The sequence below is a fragment of the Corynebacterium glaucum genome (assembly GCF_002287505.1).
Taxonomy (GTDB): Bacteria; Actinomycetota; Actinomycetes; order Mycobacteriales; family Mycobacteriaceae; genus Corynebacterium; species Corynebacterium glaucum.
This window is the reverse complement of the sequence record NZ_CP019688.1, coordinates 1,216,243-1,234,985: the sequence shown is the minus strand read 5'-3', so window position 1 is coordinate 1,234,985 and position 18,743 is coordinate 1,216,243. Positions and strand designations below refer to the sequence as shown.

Genomic DNA, 18,743 nt, shown 5'->3' with positions numbered 1-18,743 from the left:
CAAGTCAACTCTTCGTTGTTCGAATTTCTTCCCTTATGTCGACCACCAAGCTTTGCATCGCTATGCTTTGCTCCTTGGCGGCGAGAAGAAACAATAGCCAGGTGCGGCTAGAAAGCACAAACCCGCAGCACAACGCTCATTTATGCCGTTTCAACGAGTTTGACACCCGCGAAGTTCTTCTTTCCGCGACGCAGAACCAGCCACGAACCATGCAGAAAGTCACTGACCTGCGGTGTCCATTCCTCGGCTTCAACTCGCTGGTTATTCACGTAGACGCCACCCTCCTTGATGGAACGACGCGCCGCTCCCTTCGAATCAGCGAGTCCGGTGCCCACTAGCAAGTCAACAATGTTTTCGCTCTCCGCTGCCCGGGTTTCGTAAACGCCAGTCTCGGAGACCGCGGCTGCGAGAGTGCTCTCGTCCAGATCGGCCAGCTCCGCCTTCCCGAACAACGCCTGTGCAGCGAGTTCGGCGCCACGGCGTGCCTGCTCCCCATGCACCAGGTCTGTCATCTCCTGGGCGAGGCGCCGCTGCGCTTCCCGCTTGAACGGGCGTTCGGTGACCTCATCCTCGAGACGGCTCAGCTCCTCCTGATCAACGAAGGTGAACCAGCGCAAGTAACGAATCACATCCGCGTCCGCGGTGTTCAAGAAGTACTGGTACCAGGTGTACGGGCTCGTCATCTCTGGATCGAGCCACAGCGAACCACCGCCGGTGGACTTGCCAAACTTCTTGCCCTCCGAGTCAGTGACCAGCGGAACGGTCAGCGCGTGCACAGACTCGCCATCCATCCTTCGGTTCAAGTCGACGCCGGCGACGAGGTTGCCCCACTGATCTCCGCCACCGACCTGCAGCACACAGTCGTACTCGCGACGCAGCTGCACGAAGTCATTCGCCTGCAGCAGCATGTACGAGAACTCGGTGTAGGAGATGCCATCAGACTCAAGGCGGCGCTTCACCGTCTCGCGACCAAGCATGGTGGAGAGGGAAAAGTGCTTTCCAATGTCACGCAGGAACTCAATCACTGACAGGTCCTGCGTCCAGTCGTTGTTGTTGACCAACAACGCTGCGTTCTCTCCCTCGAAAGAGACAAAACGGGAAAGCTGGCCGGCAATGCGGTCAGCCCACTCTTTCACAGTGTCCTCGGAGTTCAGCGTCCGCTCCCCCACGTCACGAGGGTCGCCGATCATGCCTGTCGCACCGCCCGCGAGAACGACCGGGCGGTGCCCCGCCATCTGGAAGCGCCGAAGCATCAGAAGCGGAACCAAGTGCCCGGCGTGGAGTGAGGGCCCTGTCGGGTCGAAGCCGCAGTACAACGTGATTGAGTTCTTCGTCGTCTCCCGCAGCGCATCCAGGTCGGTTGACTGGTTAATCAGGCCGCGCCATTCGATCTCATCGACGATGTTGGCGGGAGTTGTCATGAACAGATCACACTCTTTCGTTGCATATTCGTTGGCGGAAATGCGGCAAGGGGTTAGTTCGACGCGGCTGGATGGGGCTGCGCTTCGTCGATAAGCAAAACGGGAATGCCCTCGTCGATGCGGTACGCGATTCCGAGCCGCTCGTTGATAAGCAACTGTTCCTCTTCGCTGTATCTCAGTGGCCCCTTGTCTTGGGGGCACACAAGAATGTCTAACAGCTGGGGGTCGAGGCTCATGGCTGTTTATCGTACCCGGCTGACCCAGACAGGTCGTCGTCCAACCCCGGCAGTGCGCCGAATTCACCGCGAAGGAACTGGGCCTGCGAATCCATGGCCCGCAGGTTGTCGTCCAGGATGCCCTTCTTGATCCGAGCGACCGCATTGGTAAGTGTGGTCAGCGAATCCACCACGACGCTGACTGCTGCCTCATCACGGAACTGTGGCACGTCGAGGTAGGTGCTGATCACCTCCGGGTAGTAGACCTTGACCACGTTCCACATCGTCTGTCGGTGCTCAGGTGTGGGTTGCAGATGGTCCCATTCCTTGAGCACAAAGCGGATGTTCGCCTCGAGCTCCTTGACCTGGTTCACGACCGCGCTCGGTGGACCTGCCTTAAAGAGCCGGCCGGAAGTTTCGCGCATTGCATCCTCGAGCACGATCGGGGTCGGCGTGATCGGTGGAGGCGGCAGCTCCTTCGGTTTCGCAGGCGGGGTCAGAGCCACTCCTGCACCGTAGGCCGCAGCAGCGGCAACCGGCCACAGGAAGCCTAGGCCGAGTGCAATGTGCAGGGTTACCACCAAAATGGCCAAAAGCAGGCCAACCTGGTTCCTCCTCGAGACGAGGAAGCTTTGAAAGCCACCTGGGGTACCGCTCGAACTACTGGAAACCACGAATCTCCTTAAATGCTGCCTCGAGGTCGCCGTTCAACGCGTCGAACACCGCCCCTCCCGTCAGTTCTGCCAGTTGATTCATCTCCGCGACGTTCGCCTCGCCGTACAAGATGATGAAAATCGGCACGCTGCGCTTGTCCTCCGGGAGCCCGTTGTAGATTTCGGTGAACCCGCGGAAGTCGGGGCCGAAGTTGGCCTCGCCGTCGCTGAGCAGGACTATCGACGGAATGCCGTTCGAGGTATCGATCCCATTCAGGGCTTCCAGCAACGCCGGGTACATTGCAGTGCCACCGCTTGCCACGATTCCGTCGACGTACGCACTGAGTTGATCCACCGATGCCTCGTTGTCGCGGTTGTACTCGACCGTCACCGGCGGGTTCGGCTGATCGTCGAAGGACAGCAGGGTCACAGTTTCGCGGTCGCGGAGGGACACATCGCCGACTAGATTCGCGGCGGAGCCGTCGATAAGCGAATTCATGGTGTCCTTGAGTGCCTGGATGCGATCGCCCTCCATAGATCCGGAGGCATCCAGGATGAACATGGTGGTTCCGGGCTGACGATACTGGTTGTTGTAGGCGAAGAGCAGCTCGTCGACCACGCTTTGGTTCGCCGGGAACGGCAGCTCAATCGCCTGCTGGCTAGCCAGCTCGGCAGGCATATTCGAGACTTGCTCCACCGGTCGGCGGAAGGTCTGCGCGATGTCTTCCTGGTGTTCGAGCAGCCAGTCGGCCAACTGACGCACTTGTTCAGACGCATTCGGGTTCGCCGGTTGCGCGAGGGTCGACAGCGGGTAGTCGGCGGAGACGACACCGTCACGCGGCACAATCACCTGGATCGGCAGACCCTCGGCGCGCAGCTGATGCAGCGTGGACTCGTAGTTCACGATCGCGTCGGCCTTTTCTGGGTCGGCGACGAACGCGTCGGCGAGCCAGCCGGAGGAACCGGACACCAGCGTTTGCGCCTGGAAGAGCTCTTCCAGAGTCGATGCCACGCGATCGAGGTCCTGGGGGGTGATCGCCGCACCGGTGTCTGCGAGGGCGGTGGACACCGACACCAACGCCGAAAAGCCTGAGTTGGACGCTGCCGGGTTGGTCATACCGAAGGTGAAATCCCCGGCTTGCGCCGCTTTGGCAAAGTCTGCCCAGGTCGGCTGATTCGTGTCCCAGCCGAGACGCTTCGCCGCTTCGTCCCACACGCCGAACGCCACTGGGCTCGTTGCAATCTTGGTCTCATCCGCCAGCTTGTCGGACGCGCCGATGAGGTTGACGTAACGGTTGGTGGCAAACCAGGTCGCGTCGACCGTGCTGTCGAAGTTACCCAGCTTCAGGTTCTCGGAATTCTCGAGAGTGCCGGCTGGGAACTGGAGCTCAATGTCGAACCCGAGGTCGTCCGACGCTCGCTGCACAACGGGCTCCAGGTCCATAAGTTCGGTAGCCGCCACGATCGTGAGGGCATCCTGCGAGCCGCTGCGCTGCCCACCGCTAGAACCCCCGCCGCCTTCGCTCGCACCGTCATCGGCACACGCGGCCAGCGCCATTGAGCTCAGCAGCGCGAGGATCAAAATCCAGAGCTTTTTCATTGCTGTTCGTCTCCATCTTCCGGCGGCGGAGGGGAAAGGGTGCCATAGCGGGTGCCCACACCGTCGATAAGCTGTTCCAGGCGATCATACTGTGGCGGGTCCACCGAATTGACGTAATCCGATGGCGGATTCAAACCCTGCTTGGACATCTCATCAGCGAGCGAACCGTGGTTAGCCGGGCGGAACCCGTGCCGCGCAGCGAGCTGCTGTAGCTCCGGGTCGTTAGCCAAGAGACGTGCCAGCTCCTGGCCCTCCGGGGTGATGCCAACCACGCCGTGGTTCGCCAGCACCGTCGGGCTGAGGTGGAACAGCACCATATCGTTGCGGATGCGCGAGTTCGGACGCATTTGCTCACCGATGAACTGCGCCTCGTAAATCATCACCATTGGTGCCGCGCCCATTCCTTGGCTCAAATATTCGGCAAACGGGCCAGCAGACGACGACTCCGAGTAACCCTGCCCCGTAAAGAACGGCGTGATCTTGTCCACCAGGTAGCCGATGTCGTTGTCGCGGTTCGGCTCCCGCTCCGCGAACTCCCACGCAAGCACCGAGAGATACATCGCGGCCGAATTCGAGGTGCGGATGTCGGTGGTGCGGATCTGCACGGTGCGTGGCGAAGGGAACGTGTCGCCGAAATCGCGCCAACGTTTACCCGACTGCGCCAAGTCGACGTACTTGGCAATGTCGAGGACGTACCCGCCGTTTTCCTTGCGCACCACTCCTTCAGCTTCAAGAATGTCCGCAATCGGCTGCCAGCTCGCCACCGCCATCGGCGTGAAGAACGGGTACTCCACCGTGTAGCCGTTGTTTTGCTCGCGCACCTTCTGCGTCGCGGGCGCCGACGACGGGGACACGAAGTCCAGCGAAGACAGATCGGTCCGCGTCGCAATGGTTCGCGAGCCCGCCGTCGAGAAACTCACTTCGTAGCCGAGCTCACGCAACCGATTGACCACATCCGGGTCTTCAAAGTACAAGCGTTTTTCAGAACCCACCACGCCATGCACTTGCGTCACGCCGCCGCGGTCCCCAAAGCCGGAGCTTCCGGTGTCCTTGTTTCCCCTTCCAAGCAGTCCCCCGCCACGGCCAAGAATGATCGCCGCTGCCACCACAACAACGAGAAGGACACCAAGTACGACGGTAAGAACGCGTCCGCCGCGCTTGGTGTCCGCACTACCCGCACTGCTCGGAACACTCATGGCTTTATCGTAGAGTGCACGTCACACGTGCGCTGTGTTTCTTGGGCAGTTACTGGGGCTTCTCTCCCCGCACCGGCCGTGTGGCCCACGCACGGAACTGCGCGTTCGCTTCTACCACGCGGTCCCGCTGTTCCTCCACGCGCACCTTCGCGGTCCCGCCGCGAGTCGCGCGCGAAGCAACCGCACCATCGACAGTCAGCACCTCACGGACCTCAGGTTGCAGTCGCTTGTCGACGCTTGCGAGCTCCTCATCACTGAGCTCGTCAAGGCCAACGCCTCGGCTCTCAGCGATCCGCACGCACGCCCCGGAAGCCTCGTGCGCTTCGCGGAACGGCACGCCTTGGCGCACCATCCACTCCGCGAGGTCAGTCGCCAGCGTGTAGCCCGCAGGTGCAAGTTCGCGCATCCGATCCTCGTGGAACGTCAGAGTGCCAACGAGACCGGTGAACGCCGGCAGCAGCACGCGCAGCTGCGTCACCGAATCGATAACCGGTTCCTTGTCTTCCTGCAGGTCGCGGTTGTACGCCAGCGGTTGTGCTTTCAGCGTCGCCATAAGACCGGCGAGGTTGCCAATGAGCCGGCCAGACTTGCCACGCGCAAGCTCGGCGACATCCGGGTTCTTCTTCTGCGGCATGATCGATGAGCCGGTCGACCAGGCGTCGTCCAACGTGACGTAGCCGAACTCCGGGGTGCACCAGGCGATAATCTCCTCGGCGAAACGCGAGAGGTCAACCGCGATCTGGGCAAGCACGTACGCCGCTTCTGCTGCGAAATCGCGTGAGGCCGTGCCGTCGAGCGAGTTGTCGGCGGAGGATGCGAAACCAAGTTCTTCCGCAATGGCCTCCGGGTCGAGCTGCAGCGACGACCCTGCGAGCGCGCCAGATCCGTACGGCGAAACGGCGAGGCGTTTGTCCAAATCCTGGATGCGCTCCAAATCCCTCAACAGCGGCTGCGCGTGAGCGAGCAGGGAGTGCGCCAGCAGAATCGGCTGCGCGGCCTGGAAGTGGGTCTTGCCCGGCATGATTGCATCCGGGTGCGCCTTCGCCTGAGCGATGATGGCGTCGATCAGGTCCGACACATCTTGCGCGACACCGCGGATGGCATCGCGCAGCCACATGCGGAACATCGCAGCGACCTGATCGTTGCGGGAGCGTCCGGCACGTAGCCGGCCGCCGATTTCGGGGCCGACGCGGTCGATAAGGCCGCGCTCCATGGCGCCGTGGACGTCTTCGTCCGTCGGGAGCGGCCCGAAGGAGCCGTTGGCAACGTCCTCGCCCAGTTGGTCCAGGCCCGCGAGCATGGTGGACAACGCATCGTCGTCAAGCAAACCTGCCCTGTTGAGCACCTTTGCGTGAGCCTTTGATGCAAGCACATCGTATGGTGCGAGGACCCAGTCGAAGTGGGTAGAGACGGACAGCGCGAACATGGCTTCGCTGGGGCCGCCGGAAAAGCGGCCGCCCCACAGCGCGCCCTCGTTGGTCTTGTGCTGCTCCATTTACTTCCCAGCCGCCTCGCGGTCGCGCTTGTTGGCGATCTGGGAGCTCAGGCCGTGCAGGCGCACGAAGCCCTTCGCCAGGGTCTGGTCAAAGGTATCGCCGGTGTCGTAGGTGGCCAGGTTGAAGTCGTAGAGAGAGTGGTTCGAGCGGCGGCCGTTGACCGTGGCCTTGCCCGCGTGGAGCTCCATCCGGATGTCACCCGTGACGTACTGCTGGGTGGAATCGATGAAAGCGTCGAGGGAGCGCTTCAGCGGGCCGAACCAGAGACCGTCGTACACCTCCTCGGACCAGCGGGCATCCACCAGACGCTTGTAGCGGGCGAGCTCGCGCTCGACGGTGACGTCCTCAAGCGCTTTGTGCGCGGTGATGAGTGCGACTGCGCCCGGGGCCTCGTAGATCTCGCGGGACTTGATGCCCACCAGGCGATCCTCCACCATGTCCAAGCGGCCGATGCCCTGCGCTCCGGCACGGCGGTTGAGCTCCTCGATTGCCTCGAGCACGGAGACGCTGCGGCCGTCGATTGCCACCGGCTTACCGCCCTCGAAAGAGATGATGACCTCATCCGGAGCGTTGCCCATTGCCGGGTCCTCGGTGTAGGCGTAGAGGTCCTTCGTCGGCGCGTTCCACAAATCCTCAAGGAAGCCGGTCTCAACCGCGCGGCCCCAGACATTCTGGTCGATGGAGAACGGGGATGCGGCGGACTGCTCAATCGGCAGGTTCTTGCCCTCTGCGTACTCGATCGCCTTGTCGCGGGTCCAAGCGTAGTCGCGTGCCGGGGCGATAATCTCCAGGTTGGGGTCCTGGTTGAGGAATCCGACCTCGAAGCGAACCTGGTCGTTGCCCTTGCCGGTGCAGCCGTGGGCCACGTGGGTGCCGCCGAACTGGTGGCCTGCCTCAACGAGGTGCTTCACAATCAGCGGGCGCGAGATCGCGGAGACCAGAGGGTACTGCCCCATGTACATGCCGTTCGCCTTGATGGTGGGCAGGCAGTACTCCTCGGCGAACTCGTCCTTGGCGTCGACCACGATGGATTCGACGGCACCGCAGTCCAGCGCGCGCTGGCGCACGGACTCCATGTCCTCACCGCCCTGGCCGAGGTCGAGCGAGACGGCGATAACCTCGCCGCCGGTCATCTCGGCGAGGTACGGGATGGCGACGGAGGTGTCCAGGCCGCCGGAGTACGCGAGAACGACGCGGTTGGTCATGAATATGGGCTCCTTTTGAGTTCTATTCTGAGATTCACAGAAAGTGTTTTACAGAAACGTGTCGAATTGCTAGGTTACTCGTGCTTACGGGGCGCACCGGCAAAGAGCTGCTCCGCAAGATCGCGGCCGCTCAGCGGTTCGCGGGCCAGCACGAAGATGGTGTCGTCGCCGGCGATGCAGCCGACCACTTGGTCGAGGCCGACGCGGTCGATGTAGCTGGCGAGGTACTGCGCCGCGCCGGGCGGGGTGCGCAGCACCGCGGTTGAGTGAGAGTAGTCCACCGAGACCACCAGCTCATCGATCATGCGGTTGAGCTTGTCGCGCGGGCCGGTGGCTACGTCCTCGAGTGCGTCGGCCTCATCCCCGACCGCGTAGAACGCGCGGCCACCTGCGAGCGGGCGGATCTTCTTCGCCCCCAGCTCGTCGAGATCGCGCGACAGTGTCGCCTGAGTGATATCGATGCCGTCGTCGAAGAGCAGCTGCGACAGCTGGCCTTGCGAGTACACGCGTGTGTTGGAGAGCAGCTCCAGGATGCGGGCCTGGCGCGCCGTGCGGGAAACTGGCTGAGTCACGGCTGGTGCTCCAGGAGCCAGGTCAGCAGCGCCTTCTGTGCGTGCAGGCGATTTTCGGCCTCGTCAAACACGCGCGAGGCGGGGCCATCGATTACCTCTGCAGTGACTTCGCTACCGCGGTACGCCGGCAGACAGTGCAAAAAGATCGCGCCCTCGCCTGCCGCGTCCATCACGTCCTGGGTGACTTGGTACGGCATAAACGGAGTGCGGCGGTCCTTGCCGTCGTCCTCCATGCCCATGGACACCCAAGTATCGGTAATCACCACACCGGCGCCCTCGACAGCAGACAGGTCAGAGGTCACCGCCACCGCTGCACCCGTCTCCGCCGCGCGCGCTTGAGCACGCTCAACGAATTCCTGGCGCGGCAGGAACCCCTCCGGGCCGATGACGGTGATGTCCATACCGGCGGTGGCAAAGCCCAGCAGGTAGCTGTTGGCCATGTTGTTGTCGCCGTCACCGAGGTAGACGGCCTTCTTGCCCTTCAGCCCCGCGGCCCCCTCATCCGGGCACAGGTTCTCTACCACGGTCTGCAGGTCGGCGAGGATCTGGCATGGGTGCAGGTCGTCGGACAGCGCGTTCACCAGCGGCACCGTCGCAGTCTCCGCCATGTCCAGCAAGTTCTGATGCGCGTAGGTACGCCACACAATCGCCGAAACGTAACGCGACAGCACCGCACCGGTGTCCTGGTAGGTCTCTCCCTTGCCCATCTGCGAGTTGCCGGTCTCCGCGACAATCGCGTGCCCACCGAGCTGCGCGATGCCCGCGGCGAAGGAGAACCTCGTGCGCGTCGACGTCTTGTCAAACAGCACCGCCACCGACTGCGGCCCCTCAAGCGGGCGGTACTTGTACGGCTCACGCTTCATCTCCGCGGCAAGCGCAAGCACCTCGGCCTGCTCTGCTGGGGCCAGATCGTCATCGGCCAAGAAATGTCGTGGCATCTAATTCTCCTCCTCGGAGTTGTTCAACTCATTCAGCAGCGCGTCGAGGCGCTGGACAGCCTCAGCAAGCTCATCGTCGCTAATCACCAGCGGCGGGGTGAATCGCACCACCGCATCGCTCGGAGCATTCAGCACCAGCCCGTGCTTCAGGCCTGCAGGCACCGCTTGCTTTGCGACGGGACGTTTGAGCACCGCACCGAGCATCAGCCCCCGGCCGCGCACTTCCTCCACCCCGTCAAGATCGCGGAGTTCTTCGGCGAAAATTTTGCCCTTTCGAACGACCTCGCTGAGAAACGCGTCGTCGACGGTATCGAGGACTGTGGACGCTGCCGCACACGCAATCGGGTTGCCGCCGAATGTCGTGCCGTGCGAACCCGGCGTAAAGGTCTTGGCTACCTCTTCAGTCGCGATGACTGCGCCAATCGGCAGCCCTCCGCCGAGGCCCTTCGCCATGGTGACCACATCGGGGCGCACACCGGCCGGCAGGTCGTGCTCAAAGGCAAAGAAATCGCCGGTGCGGCCGACGCCGGTTTGCACTTCATCGGCGACCATGAGGATGGCGTGGTCGTCGCAAAGCTTTCGAATGCCCTCCATGAATCCTTCCGGAGCTGGGATGACTCCGGTTTCCCCCTGGATGGGTTCGAGGAAGATCGCGGCGACGTCGGCGGGGTTGACCTCGACGAGCTTGCGCAGGTAGTCGAGGTCGCCGTATGGGTAGTACTCGACGCCAGACGGCACTGGCTCGAAGGCCTTGCGCTTGTCGGGCTGGCCGGTCAGCGCGAGCGCACCCATGGTGCGGCCGTGGAAACCGTGCTGGGCGGCAAGGATACGGCGCTTGCCGGTCAACCGTGCAAGCTTGAATGCGGCCTCGTTCGCCTCCGCACCGGAGTTGCAGAAGAACACCCGCGCATCCGGATCGCCGAAGCGGCGCACGAGCTCGCCCGCGACCTTCACCGCCGGTTCAGTGGCAAAGAGGTTGGAAACGTGGCCGAGGGTGTTGATCTGCTCGGTGACCGCTTGCACCACTGCAGGGTGGGCGTGGCCGAGCGCGTTGACCGCAATCCCGGCGAGAAGGTCGATGTAGGTGTTGCCCGAGTCGTCGATAAGCGTGGCACCCTCGCCCTTGACCAGCGCGATGGGTGGGGTTCCGTAGTTGTTCATCAACCCGGTTTGCCAGCCGGTGAGGATTTCGCTCACTTTGCCTCGTCCTTCCTGAACACCTTGGACACGGTGGCCTCCGGGTAGTGCGCCTCGTCGTATGTGTCCGGCAGCACCATGGTGCCGATACCGCCGCTGGTGAGCAGCTCAAGCAGGACCGAGTGGGCAATGCGGCCGTCGATCACGTGGGCCGCGCGCACCCCGCCGCGCACTGCTGTGAGGCACGCCTCCATCTTCGGGATCATGCCCGAATCCAGCGACGGCATCATCTGCTCGAGGTCGCCCACGTTGATCTTTGACAGCAGCGAGTCTTTGTTCGGCCAGTCGGTGTAGAGGCCCTCGACGTTGGTGAGCACCACGAGTCGCTCAGCCCCGATGGCCGCAGCAAGCGCGCCGGCAGCTTCGTCGGCGTTGATGTTGTACACATCGCCGTCTTCGCCTGGCGCGATGCCGGAGACCACCGGGATGCGCCCAGCCTCGATGATGTCCATGAGCGCAGACGGGTTGACGCTGGTGATAGTGCCGACCAGGCCGATGTCGGCCGGTTCGCCGTCGACATCCACATAGCGCTTCTCCGCCGTGAACAGCCCAGCATCCTCGCCGGAGGTGCCCACCGCGTACGGGCCGTGGGAGTTGATCTTGCCCAGCAGATCCCGGCCCACCTGACCGAAGAGCACCATACGCACCACGTCGAGGATCTCCGGCGTGGTCACGCGGAAGCCGCCGACGAACTCCCCGCCGTCCAGGTTCAACCGCTGCATCATCGCCGTGATCTGCGGACCGCCGCCGTGCACCACGACGGGCTTCGCCCCGACGGTGCGCAAGAACACCATGTCGGCGGCGAAAGCTGCCTTCAGCTCCTCATCGATCATGGCGTTGCCGCCGTACTTCACCACCACGATCTTGTCGCGGAAGTGCTGCAGCCACGGCAGCGCCTCTGCGAGGACGTGTGCGCGCGCCTCATTGCTCAAGTCCGCACTCATTGCTTCAAAATCCATTGGAGGGCCTTCCTAACTGCTGTATGCGGAGTTGATCTCCACGTACGCGTGGCTCAGGTCGGTCGTGCGCACCGTGGCCACACCGGGCCCTCCCGCGCCGAGATCTACGTCGACGTCAATGTCCACACCAGACAGATCCACCTCGCGCGCGCCAGGCGCACCGGCGGAGTCCACGCACACCGGCTGGCCGTTGAAGCGCACCGAGATCTTCTCCGGGTTCATCTCGGCGTCCGCCATACCGACGGCGGCCAGCACGCGGCCCCAGTTGGGGTCGGAACCGAACATGGCGCACTTGAACAAGTTGTCGCGCCCGATCGTGCGCGCCGCCTCCAGCGCCTGGGCATCATCGGCGGTGCCGCGCACGGAAATGGTCACCCGCTTGGTCACGCCTTCCGCATCAGTCTGCATCTGCTTCGCCAGCGATTCGCAAATGGAAAGCAACGCCTCGTCGACCTCATCCTGGCTCGGGGTGATGCCACTCGCCCCGTTCGCCATCACGATCACGGTGTCGTTCGTCGAGGTCGCACCATCAATATCCAGGGTGTTGAATGTCACCGCGGTCGCCTTGCGCAAGGCTTCTTCCAGGGCTTCATTGCTTATCGACGCATCCGTGGTCACCGCAACCAGCATCGTCGCCAAGCTCGGCGCCATCATGCCCACGCCTTTGCCGATGGCGCCAACTGCCCAGCCGTCGCGCTCTACGAGCGCTTCCTTTGTGACCGTGTCAGTCGTCATGATGGCTTCCGCCGCCGCGGATCCGTGCGCTGCGTCCGAGCCTAGGCCCCGTGCAAGAGTGTCGATGCCCGCGCGCACCTTGTCCATCGGCAGCAGTTCACCGATCAAACCCGTGGAACACACTGCGACATCGTTCGCCTCGAGACCCAGCCGCTCTGCCGCGAGCTCCTGCGCCTCGCGCGCGTCAGCGTCTCCCTGCGCTCCGTTGCAGGCGTTCGCGTTTCCGGAGTTGAAAAGCACCGCTTTGCACTGGCCGTCTGCGAGCACTTCGCGGCTAATTTTCACCGGCGAAGCGAACACCTTGTTGCGGGTGAACACCGCGGCAGCGGTGAACTCCGGACCTTCATTGACCACGAGTGCCATGTCCGGGTTGCCCGAAGGCTTGATGCCTGCCGTCGTCGCGGCGGCGCTGAACCCCTTGGGTGTGGTCACTGCTCCTGCAGTCATCGGTTCCCCTTCGATCAGTGGTGTGTGGATGGTTGGGATGTGCATCTAGGGTGCAACGCCCTGGCGCGGAAGCCCTGCGGCTTCCTCCAACCCCAAAGCGAGGTTCATGCACTGGACCGCGGCGCCTGCAGTACCCTTGGTCAAGTTATCGATCGCCGAGGTCATGAGCACCACACCCGCCTCCGCGTCGACCTCGACTTGCACGTGGCACATATTCGACCCAACGACGTGCTGGGTTTGCGGTTGTGTGCCTTCCGGCACCACCCACACAAACGGCTCGGAGGCGTAGAAGTCCTCGTACGCCTGTCGGGCGGACTCGGAGGTGACACCCTCGACCAAAGGGGCGGTCACGGTGGTGAGAATGCCGCGCGGCAGCGGCGCAAGCACCGGGGTGAAACTGACCGTGACTGGCGCGTCTGTTACCTCAGCGAGGTTTTGGGCAATCTCCGGCGTGTGGCGGTGATTGCCCGCGGTGTTGTAGGCCTTGAGCGAACCCATCGTCTCCGCGCCGAGCATGGGCACGGCAGCTTTCTTTCCTGCCCCGGAAACACCGGTGATGGAAACTACGCGCAGGTCCGGCTCGCAGATCCCAGCTTTGACTGCCGGTAGTGCCGCCAAGGTCGCCCCCGTCGGGAAGCAACCGGGCACCGCGATGCGCTTGGCCCCCTGGAGCTCCTCACGGTGGCCAGGCATCTCCGGGATGCCGTAGGGCCAGTGGCCAGCGTGCTTGGAACCGTAGTAGCGCGCCCAGGCTTCCGCGTCGCGGAGCCGGAAGTCCGCCGCGCAGTCGATCGCCACGGTTTCCTCGGGAAGGTTCGCGCCGATCTCGGCGGAGAACCCGTGCGGCAGGCCCAGGAACACCACGTCGTGGCCGCTGAGGACGGCGATGGAGGTCTCTTCGATCACCCTGCCTGCGAGCTGCGGTAAGTGCGGCATCTGCTCCTCCACCGGCTGGCCGGCATTCGAATTGCCGGTCAGTGCGCCGATCTCCAGCTCCCCCGAAAGGTAGGCGGGGTGGGCAAGCAAGAGGCGAAGGATTTCGCCACCGGCGTACCCGGTGGCACCCGCAACTGCGACAGAGAAGCTCATGCCGTCACAGTAGCGAATTATGCAGTTGGCTGCAAACTATGCGATCGTACCGGCCTAGCCGCGCATCGCCGCACCGTGCTGCTCCTCAGCTGCCTTCGCAGCACGCAAACGTGCCTCGGAAGCCTCGTCCTCAGTCAGGGTGCGGTCCCCCGCCCTGAATACAAGCCCGAACGCCAGCGACTTCTTGCCCTCGCCGAGCTGCTCAGAGCGGTAAACATCGAACAGGCGCACGCTCTCGACGAGCTCGCCCGCGGCCTCCTCAACAGTGCGCCGCACTGATTCCGCCGGTAATTCCTCGTCCACTACCAGCGCGATGTCTTGGTTCACCGCAGGGAATGCGGAAAGCACTGGAGCCGGCAGCACCTCATCCAGCGGCAGCGCGGTGAGGTCGAGCTCCATCGCGCACGTGCGCGCCGGCAGCTCGAGCGCTTCAAGAATCTGCGGGTGTAGCTCACCTGCATAACCAACAATTCGGCGATCCTGGCCGTCGACGGAGGCGACGGTCAGCGCCGCGCAGCGACCCGGGTGCCACGGCAAGTGCTCCGCGGCCTCCACCTCTAGCACCACACCGGCAGCTGCAGCGGCCACCCGCGCAGCCTGGATCGCATCAGCCCAGGTGTAGTCACGAGCCGCGCCCAGCGGTCCGGCGATCTCCTGCTTGCCCACCGCCACGGTGGCAGCGTGCAGGCGCTGATCCGGCAAGGAATCGACCAGCTCCCGCAAAACGTCTTCATCCGGGCGCGCCGCAACCGACGGCATCGGCGAGACATCTGCACGCTTCACCGAGGTCTGTGCCACCGAGAACACCGCCACGTCGTTGCGCCCGCGCGCCACGTTGCGGCCGATCGCCTCAAGCATGGACGGCAGCAGGGTCGAGCCGAGCACGCCATAGTCGGCGTCCAGCGGGTTTTGCACCTTGACCACGTTTCGGCGCGGATCGTCCGCGTCGAGCCCCCACACGTCAAAGGCATCGTTCTTCATGAACGGGGTCGGGATGATCTCGGCGTAGCCGGAGTACGCCAGCGCGTGCGTCACCGCGCGGCGGCGGCGTTGCAGCGGAGACAGCCCTCGGCCACCGACCGGGGTCGGCAGGATCGACGGCACGTCGTCAAGACCCTCAAGGCGCACGACCTCTTCGATCAGCTCGACAGGCACCGTGAGGTCGCCGCGCCACGTCGGCGGAGTAACAGTCGCCTCATCGCCGTGCACCTCAACGACACAGCCCACTTCTTCCAGCCGCCGCACCACAGTCTCCGGCGCGTACTCCACGCCGATCAGCTCACTCGGGCGACCCAGACCCATGGTGATCGGCTCGCGCGTCGGCACCTCGCCCACGATCGTGCCGCGCTCAGAGATCGTGCCCCCAGCACACTCCACCAACAGCGCGCACGCGATATCCAGCGAGATCTCGATGATCGCCGGATCCACGCCACGCTCGAAACGACGCGAGGCTTCCGAGGACAACTTGTGGTGCCGCGCAGTCTTCGCCACGGTGAGCTCGTCCCAGCTCGCCGCCTCGAAGTACACGTTCACTGTCTCATCGGAAATCTCCGAGGAGGTTCCACCCATCACCGCAGCGAGCGACTGAATCCCGTTGTCGTCCGAAATCACCACGTCCGTCGGCAACAGCGTCCGCTTCGTGTGGTCGAGGGTTTCAAACTCCTCGCCGCCGGCCGCGTTATGCACCCGCAGCCCGCCAGCCACCTTGTCCGCGTCAAACGCGTGCATCGGCTGCCCGGTCAGCAGCATGACGTAGTTGGTCACGTCCGTCGCCGCGTTCACCGAGCGAATCCCCGCCAGCATCAGCTCGCGCTGCATCCAAAACGGTGCCTGCGCGTGCGGGTCAATTCCCTCCACCAGTCGCAGGCCGAATCGCTTCGCCTTCGTCGCAGGCTCCAGGTCGATCTCAATCAGCTTTTCGCTTATCGACGGCACCTTGGACACGTCCACCCCAGCCACAGCCGGATCCTGCGACACGTCGCCGAAGCGCAGATCAAAGGCCGAAGCGATCTCGCGGGTCAGCCCACGCGCGGACAGAGCGTAGCCGCGGTCCGGCGTGATGTTGACCTCAAAGACCGTGTCGGCGAGGCCGACAACCTCGCGCGCGTCCTGGCCCGGGATGAGGTTGAACCGCTCCACGGTGGCGTCGTCAAGCGTGATGATGCCCTCGCTCTTTGCGGTGAGGCCGAGCTCTGCCGCGGAAGCCATCATGCCGTTGGAGATGTGGTCATAGGTCTCGCGCGCGGCGATCTCGAAACCACCGGGCAACACTGCGCCCGGCAGCGACACGACGACCGTGTCCCCTTCCGCGAAGTTGCGCGCGCCGCAGATGATGCCCTGCGGCTCGCCGGTGCCGTTGGCGTCACCAACGTCGACCTGGCAGTAGCGAATCGGCTTCTTGAACCCGGTGAGTTCCTCGATTTCGAGGACCTTGCCAATTACGAGCGGCCCGGTGGTTTCCGGAACTGCCTCGTATCCTTCAGTTTCAAAGCCGACCCGGACGAAGCCTGCGTCGAGTTCCTCATCGGTCGGGTTGAAGCCGTCGTTGCCCGCATTGTCCAGCAGGCGGGTGATCCAGTTCTTGGAAATCAGCATGATCTACTCCTTATGCCTGCACGCCGAACGGGATGGTGAATCGCACGTCGCCTTCGACCATGTCTCGCATGTCGGTTAGGCCGTTGCGGAACTGCAGCGTGCGCTCGAGTCCCATGCCGAATGCGAAGCCGGTGTAGACCTCCGGGTCAATGCCCACCGCGCGCAGCACATTCGGGTTGACCATGCCGCAGCCGCCCCACTCGATCCAGCCGGCACCGCCCTTCTTATTGGGGAACCAAACGTCCACTTCGGCGGACGGCTCGGTGAACGGGAAGTAGTTGGTGCGCATGCGCGTAGTGGTCTCCGGGCCGAACAGGCTCTGCGCGAGATGGTCAAGCGTGCCCTTGAGGTGCGCCATGGTCAGGCCCTTGTCCACCGCGAGCCCCTCCACCTGGTGAAACACCGGGGTGTGCGTGGCATCGAGCTCATCGGTGCGGAACACGCGACCCGGGCAAGCGATGTAGACCGGCACATCACGCTCGAGCAGAGTGCGCACCTGCACCGGCGAGGTGTGGGTACGCAACACCTGGCGCGAGCCTTCCTCGCCGATGTAGAAGGTGTCCTGCAGGGTGCGCGCAGGGTGATCCGGAATGAAGTTCAGCGCGTCGAAGTTAAAGTACTCCGCCTCTACCTCGGGACCTTCGGCGACTTCCCACCCCATGCCGATGAAAATGTCGGCGATCTGCTCACTCAGCGTGGTAATCGGGTGCATCGCGCCCGGCTGGGTACGACCGGTGGCCAAGGTGACGTCGACCTTCTCCTCACGCAGCTGCTGCTCGCGGTACTCAGCTTCGCGCACCTGATGTACAGCTGCGTAGTGCTTCTCCGCCTTGCCGCGGGCCACGTTGACGAAGCGGCCGGCATCCTTGCGCTGATCCTTCGGCAGCGTGCCAAGCGAACGGCGTGCTAAGGAGATCGGCGACTTCTCACCGAGGTGGGCACGGTATGCCTCTTCCAGTGCCGGCAGATCCGCAGCGGCATCAAAAGCTGCGATCGCATTCTGCGCCGCAGAATCGAGTGCTTCCTCCGTCAGTTCGACGGTCATCGCCGATTCATTGTGAGCGTTCTTGTCTGTGTCAGTCACGTCAAACCTTTACCCAATCGGGTTGTTGAACCCCGTCCAGTCAAAACGGTACCTAGCTTACCCACCCCCACGCGATGGTCCTGCGACCTGTCGGACCTCTTACCAATCGCAGCAGGTACAGCGGACGTACAGTCACCTTTCAGATTGATAGCTCTCGTTTCCCACGTATTTGGCGGTCTACCAGCATTGATCCATTGGCAAATTGATTTAGAGTACTTGCTCGCCGGTGTCCCGGAAGGGACGAGACATTCCCGGCACCGCCCAAGACAGAACAGGAAAGATAGTGGGCACTCCTTATAACCAAACATCGAGCAACCGATCCGAACTCAAGTCGTTCGAAGGCCGCATTCTTCCCAATCAAAACGAAGATCCGGAGGATCAGGGACTCACATTCGACCTCACAACAATCGAGAATCGGATCTCCCGCCGCAAGCTACTCGGCATGTTCGGCATCGGCGCGGGCTCCGTCGCGCTCGCTGCGTGCGCCCCGAATGCACCTACCGGGCCCAGTACCGCAAGCTCCTCCCAAGCGAGCTCCGCTGCCCCAGCTTCAAGCTCTACCTCGTCTACTGAGGCGACAAGCAACACGCTCACGGAGATGAACACCGAAACCGCAGGTCCGTACCCGGGCGACGGTTCGAACGGCCCGGACGTTCTCGAGCAAGTCGGGGTTGAACGCAGTGACATCCGTTCCTCAATCGGCGGTGGCGCGACCGCAAGCGGCATACCGCTGAAGCTGAAGATGAACATCATCGACATGGTTAACGGCAATGCACCCATGTCCGGGGCCGCGGTGTACATCTGGCACTGCGACGCATCCGGCGGCTACTCCATGTACTCGTCCGGTCTCGAGGACGAGACGTACCTTCGCGGCGTGCAGGTCACCGACGAGGACGGATCGGTGGACTTCACCACGATCATCCCAGGCTGCTACGAAGGTCGTTGGCCACACATCCACTTCGAGGTGTTTTCCTCGGTCGACGACATTACCGATGCCTCGAATGCGATCCTGACCTCACAGATTGCGCTTCCTGCAGCGGTCTGCAGCGAGGTGTACGAGACCGACAACTACGCCGACTCGGTTGTACCGTTCTCGCATATCACGCTCGAGACCGACAACGTCTTCTCGGATGGATGGGAACAGCAAACACCCGAAATGAGCGGAGACACCCTCGCTGGCTACAGTGCGAAGCTCAATGCCCCCATCGACACCACCACATCGAACAGTGGTGGCGGCGCCGCACCGAACATAGGTGGTGGGCCAGGTGAAAGCTCCGGGCCGGGTGGACCGGGCGGTCGTCCGCCAGCCGACATGCCGACTCCTCCGAGTCAGTAACTCGG

General features: G+C 63.3%; 16 protein-coding genes. 1 reads left to right on the top strand and 15 read right to left on the bottom strand.

What is annotated here, in order from left to right; translation table 11 throughout:
- Positions 1-140 precede the first annotated feature (140 nt).
- The 15 genes from tyrS to pheS all read right to left on the bottom strand — a co-directional run bounded on the left by tyrS (position 141) and on the right by pheS (position 17,363).
- Positions 141-1,421: a tyrosine--tRNA ligase gene (gene tyrS / locus CGLAU_RS06020; protein WP_095659908.1), complete on the bottom strand. Its 1,281-nt coding sequence runs from the start codon at positions 1,419-1,421 to the stop codon at positions 141-143.
- A 53-nt stretch (positions 1,422-1,474) separates the two neighbouring features.
- Positions 1,475-1,657, bottom strand: a complete 183-nt coding sequence (locus CGLAU_RS06015) for a Trm112 family protein (RefSeq protein ID WP_095659907.1) — start codon at positions 1,655-1,657, stop codon at positions 1,475-1,477.
- Entirely contained in the window at positions 1,654-2,310 is a 657-nt protein-coding gene (locus tag CGLAU_RS06010; RefSeq protein ID WP_095659906.1) for a hypothetical protein, read from the bottom strand. Before CGLAU_RS06010 ends, CGLAU_RS06015 begins: the two co-directional genes overlap by 4 nt.
- Positions 2,297-3,889: a VWA domain-containing protein gene (locus CGLAU_RS06005; RefSeq protein ID WP_095659905.1), complete on the bottom strand. Its 1,593-nt coding sequence runs from the start codon at positions 3,887-3,889 to the stop codon at positions 2,297-2,299. Before CGLAU_RS06005 ends, CGLAU_RS06010 begins: the two co-directional genes overlap by 14 nt.
- Positions 3,886-5,085 (bottom strand): hypothetical protein, encoded by a 1,200-nt coding sequence (locus tag CGLAU_RS06000; protein WP_095659904.1) that lies wholly within the window; start codon positions 5,083-5,085, stop codon positions 3,886-3,888. The genes CGLAU_RS06005 and CGLAU_RS06000 overlap by 4 nt, the downstream gene beginning before the upstream one ends.
- A 49-nt stretch (positions 5,086-5,134) precedes the next feature.
- Positions 5,135-6,580, bottom strand: a complete 1,446-nt coding sequence (gene argH / locus CGLAU_RS05995) for an argininosuccinate lyase (protein WP_095659903.1) — start codon at positions 6,578-6,580, stop codon at positions 5,135-5,137.
- Positions 6,581-7,786: an argininosuccinate synthase gene (locus CGLAU_RS05990; RefSeq protein ID WP_095659902.1), complete on the bottom strand. Its 1,206-nt coding sequence runs from the start codon at positions 7,784-7,786 to the stop codon at positions 6,581-6,583. It lies immediately after the preceding gene.
- Between the two features lie 74 nt (positions 7,787-7,860).
- Entirely contained in the window at positions 7,861-8,358 is a 498-nt protein-coding gene (locus CGLAU_RS05985) for an arginine repressor (protein WP_095659901.1), read from the bottom strand.
- Positions 8,355-9,296, bottom strand: a complete 942-nt coding sequence (argF, locus tag CGLAU_RS05980; protein ID WP_095659900.1) for an ornithine carbamoyltransferase — start codon at positions 9,294-9,296, stop codon at positions 8,355-8,357. The genes CGLAU_RS05985 and argF overlap by 4 nt, the downstream gene beginning before the upstream one ends.
- Positions 9,297-10,457 (bottom strand): acetylornithine transaminase, encoded by a 1,161-nt coding sequence (locus CGLAU_RS05975; protein ID WP_232507251.1) that lies wholly within the window; start codon positions 10,455-10,457, stop codon positions 9,297-9,299. It abuts the gene before it with no gap.
- 32 nt (positions 10,458-10,489) lie between these two features.
- Positions 10,490-11,437, bottom strand: a complete 948-nt coding sequence (gene argB, locus CGLAU_RS05970; RefSeq protein ID WP_095661075.1) for an acetylglutamate kinase — start codon at positions 11,435-11,437, stop codon at positions 10,490-10,492.
- Positions 11,438-11,464: 27 nt separating this feature from the next.
- Positions 11,465-12,634 carry a bifunctional glutamate N-acetyltransferase/amino-acid acetyltransferase ArgJ gene (gene argJ, locus CGLAU_RS05965; protein WP_095661074.1) on the bottom strand — a complete coding sequence of 390 codons (1,170 nt, stop codon included), beginning with the start codon at positions 12,632-12,634 and terminating at the stop codon, positions 11,465-11,467.
- Positions 12,635-12,679: 45 nt separating this feature from the next.
- A complete protein-coding gene (argC, locus tag CGLAU_RS05960) occupies positions 12,680-13,723 on the bottom strand; it encodes an N-acetyl-gamma-glutamyl-phosphate reductase (RefSeq protein ID WP_095659898.1) in 1,044 nt (347 codons plus the stop codon).
- A gap of 54 nt (positions 13,724-13,777) precedes the next feature.
- Positions 13,778-16,318, bottom strand: coding sequence for a phenylalanine--tRNA ligase subunit beta (pheT, locus tag CGLAU_RS05955; protein WP_095659897.1), 2,541 nt, complete (start codon positions 16,316-16,318; stop codon positions 13,778-13,780).
- Positions 16,319-16,328: 10 nt separating this feature from the next.
- Positions 16,329-17,363, bottom strand: a complete 1,035-nt coding sequence (gene pheS, locus CGLAU_RS05950; RefSeq protein WP_095661073.1) for a phenylalanine--tRNA ligase subunit alpha — start codon at positions 17,361-17,363, stop codon at positions 16,329-16,331.
- 322 nt (positions 17,364-17,685) lie between these two features.
- Here pheS and CGLAU_RS05945 point away from each other — a divergent pair, with 322 nt between their 5' ends.
- Positions 17,686-18,738 (top strand): dioxygenase family protein, encoded by a 1,053-nt coding sequence (locus tag CGLAU_RS05945; RefSeq protein WP_095659896.1) that lies wholly within the window; start codon positions 17,686-17,688, stop codon positions 18,736-18,738.
- Positions 18,739-18,743 lie beyond the last annotated feature (5 nt).

Coding starts and splice junctions, on each gene's coding strand:
- tyrS (WP_095659908.1), bottom strand. CDS start 1,421: ATGACAACTCCCGCCAACATCGTCGATGAGATCGAATGGCGCGGCCTG.
- CGLAU_RS06015 (WP_095659907.1), bottom strand. CDS start 1,657: ATGAGCCTCGACCCCCAGCTGTTAGACATTCTTGTGTGCCCCCAAGAC.
- CGLAU_RS06005 (WP_095659905.1), bottom strand. CDS start 3,889: ATGAAAAAGCTCTGGATTTTGATCCTCGCGCTGCTGAGCTCAATGGCG.
- CGLAU_RS06000 (WP_095659904.1), bottom strand. CDS start 5,085: ATGAGTGTTCCGAGCAGTGCGGGTAGTGCGGACACCAAGCGCGGCGGA.
- argH (WP_095659903.1), bottom strand. CDS start 6,580: ATGGAGCAGCACAAGACCAACGAGGGCGCGCTGTGGGGCGGCCGCTTT.
- CGLAU_RS05990 (WP_095659902.1), bottom strand. CDS start 7,786: ATGACCAACCGCGTCGTTCTCGCGTACTCCGGCGGCCTGGACACCTCC.
- argF (WP_095659900.1), bottom strand. CDS start 9,296: ATGCCACGACATTTCTTGGCCGATGACGATCTGGCCCCAGCAGAGCAG.
- CGLAU_RS05975 (WP_232507251.1), bottom strand. CDS start 10,457: ATGAACAACTACGGAACCCCACCCATCGCGCTGGTCAAGGGCGAGGGT.
- argB (WP_095661075.1), bottom strand. CDS start 11,437: ATGAGTGCGGACTTGAGCAATGAGGCGCGCGCACACGTCCTCGCAGAG.
- argJ (WP_095661074.1), bottom strand. CDS start 12,634: ATGACTGCAGGAGCAGTGACCACACCCAAGGGGTTCAGCGCCGCCGCG.
- argC (WP_095659898.1), bottom strand. CDS start 13,723: ATGAGCTTCTCTGTCGCAGTTGCGGGTGCCACCGGGTACGCCGGTGGC.
- pheT (WP_095659897.1), bottom strand. CDS start 16,318: ATGCTGATTTCCAAGAACTGGATCACCCGCCTGCTGGACAATGCGGGC.
- pheS (WP_095661073.1), bottom strand. CDS start 17,363: ATGACCGTCGAACTGACGGAGGAAGCACTCGATTCTGCGGCGCAGAAT.